The organism is Kitasatospora sp. DSM 101779 (assembly GCF_025655475.1).
Taxonomy (GTDB): Bacteria; Actinomycetota; Actinomycetes; order Streptomycetales; family Streptomycetaceae; genus Kitasatospora.
Genome location: NZ_JAHTIK010000001.1, coordinates 764,788 through 775,333, shown reverse-complemented (window position 1 = coordinate 775,333; position 10,546 = coordinate 764,788). Strand labels below are relative to the sequence as shown.

11 protein-coding genes are annotated in these 10,546 nt (G+C 75.2%); 2 read left to right on the top strand and 9 right to left on the bottom strand.

Features of this window, described 5'->3' with window-relative positions; all coding sequences use genetic code 11:
• Positions 1–116: 116 nt before the first annotated feature.
• Complete coding sequence (locus KSNIM_RS03665; protein ID WP_263107820.1) at positions 117–1,043, top strand: MerR family transcriptional regulator; 927 nt, start codon at positions 117–119, stop codon at positions 1,041–1,043.
• 7 nt (positions 1,044–1,050) lie between these two features.
• On the opposite strand, the gene KSNIM_RS03660 is transcribed toward KSNIM_RS03665, so the two are convergent.
• The 4 genes from KSNIM_RS03660 to KSNIM_RS03645 all read right to left on the bottom strand — a co-directional run bounded on the left by KSNIM_RS03660 (position 1,051) and on the right by KSNIM_RS03645 (position 4,987).
• Entirely contained in the window at positions 1,051–1,320 is a 270-nt protein-coding gene (locus KSNIM_RS03660) for a hypothetical protein (protein ID WP_263101756.1), read from the bottom strand.
• Positions 1,321–1,419: 99 nt separating this feature from the next.
• On the bottom strand, positions 1,420–2,292 hold the full coding sequence (locus KSNIM_RS03655; protein ID WP_263101755.1) for a universal stress protein: 873 nt from the start codon (positions 2,290–2,292) through the stop codon (positions 1,420–1,422).
• Positions 2,293–3,140: 848 nt separating this feature from the next.
• The gene (locus KSNIM_RS03650) at positions 3,141–4,013 is read right to left on the bottom strand and encodes a universal stress protein (RefSeq protein WP_263101754.1); all 873 of its coding nucleotides are present in this window, start codon (positions 4,011–4,013) and stop codon (positions 3,141–3,143) included.
• A 119-nt stretch (positions 4,014–4,132) separates the two neighbouring features.
• The gene (locus KSNIM_RS03645) at positions 4,133–4,987 is read right to left on the bottom strand and encodes an SDR family oxidoreductase (RefSeq protein ID WP_263101753.1); all 855 of its coding nucleotides are present in this window, start codon (positions 4,985–4,987) and stop codon (positions 4,133–4,135) included.
• Positions 4,988–5,079: 92 nt separating this feature from the next.
• On the opposite strand from KSNIM_RS03645, the gene KSNIM_RS03640 reads away from it, so the two are divergent.
• Entirely contained in the window at positions 5,080–5,484 is a 405-nt protein-coding gene (locus KSNIM_RS03640; RefSeq protein ID WP_411543652.1) for a winged helix-turn-helix transcriptional regulator, read from the top strand.
• Between the two features lie 90 nt (positions 5,485–5,574).
• On the opposite strand, the gene KSNIM_RS03635 is transcribed toward KSNIM_RS03640, so the two are convergent.
• From KSNIM_RS03635 to KSNIM_RS03615, 5 genes are all read right to left on the bottom strand, one after another.
• Positions 5,575–7,047 carry a cytochrome P450 gene (locus tag KSNIM_RS03635; protein ID WP_263101752.1) on the bottom strand — a complete coding sequence of 491 codons (1,473 nt, stop codon included), beginning with the start codon at positions 7,045–7,047 and terminating at the stop codon, positions 5,575–5,577.
• A gap of 127 nt (positions 7,048–7,174) precedes the next feature.
• A complete protein-coding gene (locus tag KSNIM_RS03630; protein WP_263101751.1) occupies positions 7,175–7,792 on the bottom strand; it encodes a GTP-binding protein in 618 nt (205 codons plus the stop codon).
• Positions 7,773–8,132, bottom strand: a complete 360-nt coding sequence (locus KSNIM_RS03625; protein ID WP_263101750.1) for a DUF742 domain-containing protein — start codon at positions 8,130–8,132, stop codon at positions 7,773–7,775. Before KSNIM_RS03625 ends, KSNIM_RS03630 begins: the two co-directional genes overlap by 20 nt.
• Positions 8,129–8,536 (bottom strand): roadblock/LC7 domain-containing protein, encoded by a 408-nt coding sequence (locus tag KSNIM_RS03620; protein WP_263101749.1) that lies wholly within the window; start codon positions 8,534–8,536, stop codon positions 8,129–8,131. The genes KSNIM_RS03625 and KSNIM_RS03620 overlap by 4 nt, the downstream gene beginning before the upstream one ends.
• Complete coding sequence (locus KSNIM_RS03615) at positions 8,533–10,080, bottom strand: ATP-binding protein (RefSeq protein WP_263101748.1); 1,548 nt, start codon at positions 10,078–10,080, stop codon at positions 8,533–8,535. Before KSNIM_RS03615 ends, KSNIM_RS03620 begins: the two co-directional genes overlap by 4 nt.
• Positions 10,081–10,546: the final 466 nt, after the last annotated feature.

Sequence of the window (10,546 nt, the reverse complement as noted above, 5' to 3'; positions counted from 1 at the left end):
CAACCGCCGCAACGGCCGGGGCGGTTGCGGACCGCGGAGCCGCCGGAGCGGGCGCCCCGGCCGCCCGGGCGGCCGCCGCCCCGGCGCTCGCCGAGGCCAGCCTCACCACCGGGGGAGTGGCCCGCAGACTCGGCGTCTCACCGACGACCGTGCGCTCCTGGGAACGGCGCTACGGCATCGGGCCCGCCCGGCGCGAGGAGGGCCACCACCGCCGCTGGACCCCGCAGGACATCGCCGTCCTCGAAGCCATGTGCCACCTGACCGCCCGCGGCGTCCCGCCCGGCGAGGCGGCCCGGCAGGCGCTCGGCGCCGCACGTCCCGTTCCGCCCGTTCCGCCCGGCCCCGGTGGCGCCGAACCCGCTGCGGAGCCTGCCGGCCGGCCGGAGACGGGGAGCGCTCCGGCCGGGCCGGTGAGCCCGGAGTGCCGCGGCCTGACCCGGGCCGCCGTCCGCCTCGACACCGTCGAGGTCGCGCGGCTCCTGCGTCAGGTGGTCGACGAGATGGGCGCGGTGGCCGCCTGGACGGAGGTCATGATGCCCGCGCTGCGTGCGGCCGGACGCCGGTGGGCGGGCGAGGGCGAGCGCTACGTCGAGGTCGAGCACCTGCTCTCCTGGCACGTCTCCACGGCCCTCCGCCGGGTCGCCGACCGGCCCGCCCCGCCCCGCCCGGGCCCGCCCGCGCTGCTCGCCGGCATGCCGGCCGAACTCCACACCCTCCCGCTGGAGGCGGTCGCCGCCGGCCTGGCCGAACGCGGCCTGCCCTACCGGATGTTCGGTGCCGCCGTCCCCGCCGAGGCGCTGCTGGAGGCCGTGCGCAGGACAGGCCCGGCAGCGGTGATGATCTGGTCGCAGGCCAAGCACACCGCCGACCGCGTCCTCGCCCGTCGGGCCGCCGAAACGGCCTGGGGCGGCCGCGGCTCGCGCGCCCGCCCGGTCGTCCTCACCGCCGGCCCCGGCTGGGCGGGCCACCAGCCCGGAGCCGGCATCCTGCGTCCCCGCGACCTGCCTGGTGCCCTCGACCGCATCGAGCAGCTGCTCGCCTGAGCCCGCGTCACCCGAGCGCGCCGCGCAGGCCCTTGGCGGCGAGGCAACCGCCGATGACCGCGAAGAACGCGGCGCCCACGGGGTTGAAGGCGACACGCACGCGATACGCCCGGTGCCCCGGACCCATCCCGTTGGCCGAGATCTTGTAGGCGATCCCCCGGAGGTTCACCGCATAGGCGATCAGGCCCAGCGTGATCACTCCGGCGATGCCGAACAGCATCCAGCATTCGTGACGGTTCAGGTGATCGAGGTCCTGCACGTGCTTGACGGATGCCATGGTGTCGTCCCCCCGGTAGTTCGAGGGGGACACGGTCCTGCCCGGCAGCGCCGGACGCAAGATCCGCGGTCCGCCCGCACCGCGGATTCCCGGGCCCGTTCAGGGATGCGGCACCACGGCGACCGGGGCGGTGGCGTGATGGACCACCGCGTGCAGGACGGGGCCGAGCCGCATGCCCAGGCGGAGCCGGTTGTCCCGGCGGCCGAGGACGACGAGCTCGGCCCCGGCGCTCGCGCCGACGAGTGCCGCGGCCGCACCGCCGATCCTGGTCTCGGCGACCACCTCGACCTCCGGGTGGGCGGCCCGTGCCGGGGCGAGGGCCGCAGCCAGCGCGGCCTGCTCCGCGGGCTCCTGACGGGCCAGGTCGACCTGCGGCGGCACCCAGCCGGCCGCCGCCCACACGGGGACGAGGTCCCAGGCGTGCACGGCCCTGAGGCGGGCCCCGCGCCGCGCCGCCTCGGCGAAGGCGAACTCCAGCACGGCGTCCGCCGGACGGTCGGCGTCGACCCCGACCAGCACCTCGCGCCGGGCCCCGCGGCCGGAATCGGAAGTGCCGCCGTCCGCCCGGACCAGGACCAGCGGCACCTCGACCCGCGCAGCGACGGCGAGTCCGACGGAGCCCACCAACAGCCCGGCGAAGCCACCGAGTCCGCGTGAGCCGAGCACCACCACGTCCTTCCCCTTGGCCGCGGCCACCAGCCCGTCGACCGGGTCGGCGCCGACGGTGCGGGCCTCCACCGGCAACTCCGGGTGCAACTGCCGGATCCGGTCGGCGAGCTCCGCCAACGCGGCCAGCGCGGCGGGCCGGAGGTCCTCGTGCCGGGCCCGCCCGGTGTCCTCCGGCGCGAGCCAGGGCCGGACGTGCAGCACCTCCAGGGCGGCGCCCCGGCGTTCGGCCTCCTCGGCGGCCCAGAGCGCGGCGGCCTCGCTCTGCGGCGATCCGTCGATCCCGGTCAGCACCGTGTTCGTCATGTCGGTTCCCCTCCACGGGATTCCGGGGCCGGGTGTCCGTTGCACCCGACCGTCCCCACGGGTCGACTCTCCCGGTGCGGGCCCGGCCCGGTCATGGACCGGAAGGACCCCGACCGGGGGCCACAGGTCCCGATCCGCAGCGACCTGCGGCCCGGCGGCGGCCACGGGCCGGTCGGCGGGACCTTCGGCCCTCCGCGGGCCGGTCCGGATGCGGCACGGTGGAGGCGCCGGGAAGCAGTCCTGACGAACCGTCGGCGGATGCCGGGCCGCTTGCCCGGGCCGGGGACGGACCGCCGAACCGGCCGCGCCCGTGCCAGGGGTGCGCGGGTGCGACCCGGACTGCCGTGGGGGCAGGCCGGGTCGACACGAGGAGACCGGGGACGGCGTGGGGGCCGTCCCCGGCGCCGGTCGGGCGCCCGGTCGGGCGCCCGGTCGAGCGCGAGGGCTGCCGGCTCCGAACGGCAGCGGTGGAGGAGCGGTTGGGCCGGCGTGGCGGTGGACGACCTGGTCGGGCCGCGGTCCTGGAGGAGGACGCGGCCTGGTGGGCCGGGTGCCCTCGGACGTGGACCGCTGGCCGGCCGAGCACGATGCGACCCGAGCACCGCCCGAGCCCCTCTTCCACCTGGGCGGCGGGCATGCCCGAGGCGGCACTCCTGGGCGTGATGATCAACGTGGAGCGGGTCGGCGGCCAGCTGGTCACCCGGCCACTGTTGCTTCGCCGCCGAAGCCCCGGACCGCCCGTCCTCCTCGTTCCTCGTCGAGGCGTGGGCGATCCGGAGGTGAGCCGCGCCCCGCGAACCGGTACGGCGGCCCCCGGAGGAGCCGCCGTACCGGTGCTCGGGGATCGGTCAGTCGTGCGGGACGACTGCGACCGGGGCCTCGGCGTGGTGCAGGACCGCGTGGGCGACCGGGCCGAGGTGCAGGCCGATCCGGTGGCGGCGGCGCCGTCGGCCGACGACCACCAGGGCGGCGTCCGCGGCCGTGTCGACGACGGCCTGGGCCCCGCCCGCGATCCGGCAGTCCCGGAGGACGGCGACCTCGGGGTACTTCTCGCGCCAGCCGGTCAGGGCCTCGTCCAGCAGCTCCGCCTCGATGGCGCTGAACTGGTCCGCCTCGAACTGCGGGCCCACTCCGCCCGCGTAGCCCCACACCGGCGGCGGGGTCCAGCCGTGCACCGCGCGCAGCACGGCCCCGCGCCGGGCGGCCTCCTGGAAGGCGAAGTCGAGCACCTCCGGCGCGGGCGACCGGGTGTCCACCCCGACCACCACGGCCGCCCGCTCCGGGGCCGGTCCGTCCTGCGCCCCGGCGTGCCGGACGAGCACGGTCGGCGCCTCGGACCGGCCGGCGAGGGCGAGACCCACCGAGCCGACCACCAGCCCGGCGAAGCCGCCGAGCCCGCGGGACCCGAGCACCAGCAGCTCGGCCCCGGCAGCGGCCTCGGCCAGCACGTCGACCGGATCCCCGCCGCCGATCAGGTCGGCCCCGACCTCCAGCGCAGGGTGCGCGGAGATCACGTCCTCGCGCGCGTCGGCCAGCATGCGCAGCGTCAGCCCGCGGACGTCCGCAGGCTGGCCGCGGTCGGCATGGATGTCGTCCAGCCAGGTCTGCGCGTGCACCAGGCGCAGCGCCAGCCCCCGGCGGACGGCCTCCTCGGCCGCCCAGCGGGCTGCCGCCGCGCTCTCGGGCGAGCCGTCGATCCCGGCAAGAACGTACTGGGGCATGGCGATTCCTCTCCGAGGTGGTGTGCGCGGCAGGGGCGCAGGACCATCCTCGGCGCCCCCGACGGCCGTCACCAGGTCCGGCCGGCTCCGGCGGGTCGGGACCAAGGTCCCTGATGGGCTCAGGCGCCCAGGGCGGCCTTCACCGAGTCGGCGAGCGGAGTGGTGGGCCGGCCGATCAGGGCGGAGAGGACACCGCGGTCGCGGTCGAGCTCGCCGCGGCGGACGGCCGCGTCGACGTCGACCAGGATGGCCGCGAAGCCGGCCGGCAGTCCGGCGCCGAGGAGGGCGTCCAGGTGCTGCTGGGGGGCGACGTCCCGGTAGGCGACCGGCCGGCCCGACCGGGCGGTGAGCTCGGCCGCGTACTCGGCGAGGCTCCAGGAGGTGTCGCCGCTGAGTTCGTAGACGCGGTTCTCGTGGCCCTCACCGGTGAGCACGGCGACGGCCGCGGCCGCGTAGTCGGCGCGGGCGGCGGTGGCGAGCCGGCCGTCGCCGCTGCTGCCGAGCACCACCCCGCGCTCGACGGCGCCCGCCGCACCGGCGGTGAAGTTCTCGGTGTACCAGCCGTTCCGCAGGAAGGTGTACGGCAGGCCGGAGGCGAGGATCACGGCCTCGGTCGCCCGGTGTTCGGCGGCGAGGTCGAAGGTCGCCTCGTCGCCGCCGAGCACACCGGTGTAGACGAGCCGGGCGACACCGGCGGCCGCGGCGGCCTCGACCACGGCGGTGTGCTGCGGCACCCGCGAGCCGACCTCGCTGCCGGACACCAGCAGCACCGTCTCGCCGGCGCGGAAGGCGCCGGCGAGCGTCTTCGGACGGCTGTAGTCGGCTTCGCGGACCTCGACGCCGCGGGCGGCCCAGTCCGCGGCCTTCTCGGGCGAGCGGACGGCCACCGCCACGTCCTGGGCGGGCACCCGCTCCAGCAGGCCCTCGACGACCAGGCGGCCGAGCTGTCCGGTGGCTCCGGTGACGACGATCATGACGCGCTCCTTCAGATGGTTTCGACTTCAACCACCACCGTAGGCGTCACACTTACCGATCGAAAGTACCCACTCTGAAGTACGGTACTGATATGAAGGTGAGTACCCCGCTCGAAGCCACCGCGCCCGCCGCCCCTCTCGCCGCCATTGGTGATGTCACCGACCGGATGTGCCCCTCCCGCGGGGTCCTGGAGCACGTCACCAGCCGGTGGGGCGTGCTGGTGCTGATCGCCCTGCGCGAGCGCGGCTACCGCTTCAGCGAGCTCCGCCGCGCGGTCGCAGGAGTGAGCGAGAAGATGCTGGCGCAGACCCTCCAGACCCTGGAGCGGGACGGCTTCGTGCTCCGCGAGGCCCACCCGGTCATCCCGCCCCGGGTCGACTACAGCCTCACCCCGCTCGGCGAGCAGGCCGCCGACCTCGTCGGCGGCCTCGGCCGCTGGGTGGAGCGCGCCCTCCCGGCGGTGGAGGCCGCCCGCCGGGCCTACGACAGCCGCTGACCGCGCCCCACCGCCGGAGTCACCGCGGCACCACCGTCGGAGCCGTCGGAGCCGTCGGAGCCGTCGGAGCCGTCAGCGCCGTCAGCGCCGTCAGCGCCGGAAGACGCTCGTCAGCGCGGCCCACCAGCTGCGCCGCTGGCGCGGCACCACCGCCGCGACCGGCTCCGGGGTCGGCTCCGGGCCCGGAGCCGCGGCCGAGCGCATCGGCGGCGCGGTCGGTGCGGGAACGGTCGGTGCGGGAACGGTCGGTGTCGCGGGCACCACCGGTGGCGCGGCGGCAGCCGTCGGCGCGGGCTCGGCCGTGCGCGGCGAGAAGCTCACCGGCAGCTCGACCAGGTGCCGGGAGATCCAGGCCGAAGTCCAGGTCAACTCGGCCTCGGGGACGGCGAGTCGGAGGTCCGGCAGCCTGGTCAGCAGGATGTCGATGCCGGTCTCCGCGATCGCCCGGCCGATGTCCTGGCCGGGGCACTCGTGCGGCCCGCTGCCGAAGGCCAGGTGCGAGCGGTTGCCGAAGAGCGGCGTCGTGAGGTCCGGGCGGACGGCCGGGTCGGCGTTGCCGGCCGCGAGCCCGAGCAGGAGCATGTCGCCGGCCTTGATCTGCTGCCCGCCGAGTTCGGTGTCGCCGGTGGCCCAGCGTCCTGCCACCAGCAGCATCGGCGGGGAGTCCCAGAGCACCTGGTCCAGGGCGTCGGGCAGGGTCATCTGGCCGCCGGACAGGTGGGCGCGGAACCGGCGGTCGGTGAGTACCATCTTCAGCCCGTCCGCGATCAGGTTGACGGTGGTCTCGTTCGCGGCGAGCAGCACCACCCGCAGGTGCTCCAGCACCTCGTCGTCGGTGAGCCCGGCCTCGTGCTGCATCAGCCAGCTCACCAGGTCGGCGCCGGGCGAGACCTTCTTGCGCTCCATCATCCGGCGCAGCGTCGCCACCACGTAGTCGTTGCTCGCGATCGCCGTCTCGGTGCCCTTCATGAGGTCCCGGGCGGCCTCGACCAGCCGCGGTCCGTACTCCTCGGGCATGCCGACCAGCTGCGTCATCACCAGCATCGGCAGGTGCTCGGCGAACTGGGAGACCAGTTCGGCCCGGCCGGAGGAGCCGAACTCCTCGATCAGCTGGTCGGCGAAGCGGGTGACGTAGCGGCGGATGCCGCGCCGGTCGAAGCGGTTCAGACCGTCCGTCACCGCGCCGCGCAGGCGGCGGTGCTCCTCGCCGTCCGCGAACACGCAGAGCGGCTGCCAGGCGATCACCGGCATCAGCGGGGAGTCCGGGGTGACCAGGCCGCTCTGGAAGGCCGTCCAGCGGCGGGAGTCCCGGGAGAACCGGGAGGGGGTGCGCATCGCGGCGAGGTTCGCGGAGTGCCCCAGGACCAGCCAGGCGGGGATGTCGCCGTGCAGCAGAACGGGGGCCACTTCGCCGTGCTCGGCGCGCAGCTTCTCGTACAGACCGGCCGGGTCGGCCTCGGCCTCGGGGCCGTAGAGGCGGCGCAGGCCGTCGGGGCCGAGCCCGTGGGCGGGGCACCCGGGCGGCGGGGTGGCGGAGGTGTTCTCGGGGAAGGGCGAGGTCACGGTGGCTCCGGGGTCGTCACGGGTGGCGGGTCGTCGGGGAACGGGCGGTTCGGGAACGGGCGGTTCGGGATCGGCCCGGGGGCGGGCCGGATGGTGAGAATGACGGGCGGTCAGTCGGTGGGCCCGGTCACCGGCCCGCTCGGGCGGAGAGGCCGTACAGGTAGTGCATCAGCGTCAGCAGGACGTCCTTGCTGGACTCGCGGGTCCGGGCGTCGCAGGCGACGATCGGCACCCCGGGGTCCAGGTCGAGGGCGGCCCGCAGGTCCTCGGTGGGGTAACCGGGGGACTCCGGGAAGGAGTTGACGGCGACGACGAAGGGCACGCCACGGTCCTCCAGCCGTCCGATCACGTCGAAGCTGACCTCGAGGCGCCGGGTGTCGACCAGGACGACCGCGCCGAGCGCCCCTTCGAACAGGCCGTTCCAGAGGAACCAGAACCGCTCCTGGCCGGGGGTGCCGAAGACGTACAGCACCAGTTCGTCGGTGATGCTGATCCGGCCGAAGTCCATCGCCACCGTGGTGGAGGTCTTGCGCTCGACCCCGGCCAGGTCGTCGACGCCCGCGCCGGCCTGGGTCATCGTCTCCTCGGTGGTCAGCGGTCGGATCTCGCTCACCGATCCGACGAGGGTGGTCTTGCCGACGCCGAAGCCGCCGACGATCACCACCTTGACCGCCATGGTGGCCGAGTCGGGGAGCAGGTCAGCCCGCGCCGGCCCGGCGATCGTGTCAGAGCCTCTGTAGTCCATGGATCACCGCCTCCAGCAGGGCTCGGTCGGGAAGGATCGCCTGCGGGACGGGGGAGCGCGCCTCGATCCGTCCGTCGGCGAGGAGGTCTGCCAGCAGCACGGTGACCGCGCTGGTCGGCAGCCCGAGGTAGGCGGAGATCTCGGCCACGGAGAGCGGCGCGCCGCAGATCCGCAGGATGGCCGCATGTTCCGGCTGCATGGTGGGTGCCGGCTCCGCGCGGGAGACGATCAGGGTGACCAGGTCGAACGTGGCCTGTTCGGCCAGGCCGCTGCGCCCTCGCGTGATCACATAGAGACGTTCGGGGATGCCCTCGTCCCAGTCCTGGTCGCCTGCACTCATGCGACCTGCTCGCCGTTGCGGGGCGGTGTACTGAGATGCTCGCCGATCCGGGCGACCAGGTCCCGCATCCGCTGGCCCATCAGGCCGGCGTCCACGCCCTCGTCGGCGAGCACGGCGAGGTACGCCCGGGCTCCGGCGGACATCAGGTAGAAGAAGCCGCCGCTGACCTCGATCACCACCAGTCGCATCCGGCCGTCGCCGTGCGGGAACTCGTGGCCGACCGCGGTGGCCAGGCTCTGCAGGCCGGCGCAGGCGGCGGCGAGGCGGTCGGCGGTGTCCGGGTCGGTGCCGTACTGCGCCATCCGCAGGCCGTCCGCCGACAGCACGACGATGTGGCGGGTGTGCGGGACGCCGTTCGCCAGCTCCTTGAGCATCCAGTCCATGTTGCTGCGCTGCTGAATCATTGCTCGCCCTTCCCTGCCGACTCTTCACTGGTGGGGCCGGCCGCACCGGTGGACGGCGCGTGGCCGTTCACCCCCTCGTGGAACGCGGCCAGCCACATGCCGGGCTGCACCGGTGCCTGGGCCGGCTCGGGGACCCGGGAGACCTCCACCGGACCCGGCCGGGAGGGCCTGGCGTGGCGGCGGCGCTGCGGCAGCCCGTTAGGGGCGCGCTCGGCCACCACCGGAATCTCGTCGTCCGGACGGTTCGACTCCGCGAGGATCCCCGCGTTCGAACCGAAGGACGGACCTGCGGAGAACGCGCCCGCGGTCGTCCGCCCGTACGGCCGCGGCTCCGAGGCGGGCTGCGGGATCACGCCCGGGACGGGCCGAAGTCCCGCGGCGGCACCGATGCCGTGCGCCCGGCCGGTCGCTGGGGCCGTGGTGATCAGCTGCTGCGGCACGATCAGCACCGCGCGCACACCGCCGTAGGCGGAGGGGCGCAGCGAGACCTGGAAGCCGTACGCCTGGGCGAGCCGGCCCACCACGGCCAGGCCGAGCCGGGGAGTCTCGCCGAGGTCGTTGAGGTCGATGCCGGCCTGTGCGTCCCTGAGCATGCGCTCGGCGCGGGCCCGGCCCTCCTCACTGAGGCTGAGTCCGCCGTCCTCGATCTCGATCGCTATCCCGGCCTGCACCTCGGCGGCGGACAGGTGCACTCTGGTGTGCGGCGGCGAGTAGCGGGTGGCGTTGTCCAGCAGTTCGGCGAGGGCGTGGATGAGCGGTTCCACCGCGGGGCCGACCACGGCGACCTCGGAGACCGGGTGCAGTTCGACGCGCCGGTAGTCGAGGATGCGCGAGATGCCGCCGCGCAGCACCGAGTACAGCGGCACCGCCCGGCTCCACTGGCGGCCGGGCCGGGCGCCGCCGAGCACGGCGATGCTGTCGGCGAGCCGGCCGATCAGTGCGTTGCCGTGGTCGAGCAGCAGCAGGTCGTCGAGGACGGCCGGATCGTTGCCGTGCCGGTCCTCCATGGTGCGCAGGTCCTGGGCCTGCCGGTGGACGATCGCCTGGACGCGGCGGGCGATGTTGACGAAGGCCCGCTGGGCGGACTCGCGCATGCCCTCCTCGTTGTCGACCGCGTCCAGCACGGTCCGCAGCACGGCCTCCCGCGCGGCGCGGAACTCCGTCGCCCCGTCGGCCTCCCGGCGCTCGAACGCTTTGAGGACGTCCTCGGGGAACTCGCCGCGCTGGAGCCGGGCCACCGCCTCGGGCAGTGCGACCGTCGCCAGTTCGGTCGTCTCGGCCTCCTGCCGGGCCAGCCGGGCCCGCAGTTCGTCCTCCTGCCGGGCGCACTGTTCGCGCAGGGCGGTCAGCGCGCGCCCCCGGCGGGCCGCCTCGGCCACGGCCGCCGTGCACGCCAGCCCGCACCAGAGGACTCCCGTACGGGCACCGGCCGAGACCACCGAGACGGCGGCGGCCACGGCCGCCGCCGTCACCACGGTGGGCAGGAGCCAACCGAGGACGGGAGCGGAGGCCCGGCGGGCGGGGGGCGATCCAGCACGAAGCATCGGCATCCTCAAGCGATCGAGTGGGTGGCGGGGGACGGACGGGCGGCGGCCGCTCCGGGGGACGTGGGGCTGCGTCTGGCGTGCGGCGCGGCACCCGCGTCGGTCCGGGTTACCTGGTGCGACGGCGGTGCGGCGGGCCGAGCCGGAAGCAGCATAGCCGGTTTCCGGACATATCTGATGCTCCCTCAAAAACACTGCTGTGCACGTGAATCAGCGCATTCATGTGGGACGTGCCAGGGTTTCGGCCAGGTATTCGCACGCCGGTGCTCGGCAGCCGAGGGTGGGCCCGTCGGTCCGTCGGTCGGTGCCGCCAACCAGACTTGCCGCAGCGGGAGTTGTCATGCCGGGGTCTGGAGTCGGATTCGCTCGTGCGGGCGGATTTCGGGCTGCCCGCGGTGTCGTCGCGGGATCATCTGCTATGGCGTGATCCACGGGGAGGCGGACCCACGGGCCGGCGGGGGGGGGC

Bases quoted from the DNA above. Each gene is read 5' to 3' on its own strand.
- KSNIM_RS03660 (WP_263101756.1), bottom strand. From the start codon at position 1,320: ATGGCATCCGTCAAGCACGTGCAGGACCTCGATCACCTGAACCGTCAC.
- KSNIM_RS03650 (WP_263101754.1), bottom strand. From the start codon at position 4,013: ATGCCCCAGTACGTTCTTGCCGGGATCGACGGCTCGCCCGAGAGCGCG.
- KSNIM_RS03655 (WP_263101755.1), bottom strand. From the start codon at position 2,292: ATGACGAACACGGTGCTGACCGGGATCGACGGATCGCCGCAGAGCGAG.
- KSNIM_RS03640 (WP_411543652.1), top strand. From the start codon at position 5,080: ATGAAGGTGAGTACCCCGCTCGAAGCCACCGCGCCCGCCGCCCCTCTC.
- KSNIM_RS03615 (WP_263101748.1), bottom strand. From the start codon at position 10,080: ATGCTTCGTGCTGGATCGCCCCCCGCCCGCCGGGCCTCCGCTCCCGTC.
- KSNIM_RS03625 (WP_263101750.1), bottom strand. From the start codon at position 8,132: ATGAGTGCAGGCGACCAGGACTGGGACGAGGGCATCCCCGAACGTCTC.
- KSNIM_RS03645 (WP_263101753.1), bottom strand. From the start codon at position 4,987: ATGATCGTCGTCACCGGAGCCACCGGACAGCTCGGCCGCCTGGTCGTC.
- KSNIM_RS03630 (WP_263101751.1), bottom strand. From the start codon at position 7,792: ATGGACTACAGAGGCTCTGACACGATCGCCGGGCCGGCGCGGGCTGAC.
- KSNIM_RS03620 (WP_263101749.1), bottom strand. From the start codon at position 8,536: ATGATTCAGCAGCGCAGCAACATGGACTGGATGCTCAAGGAGCTGGCG.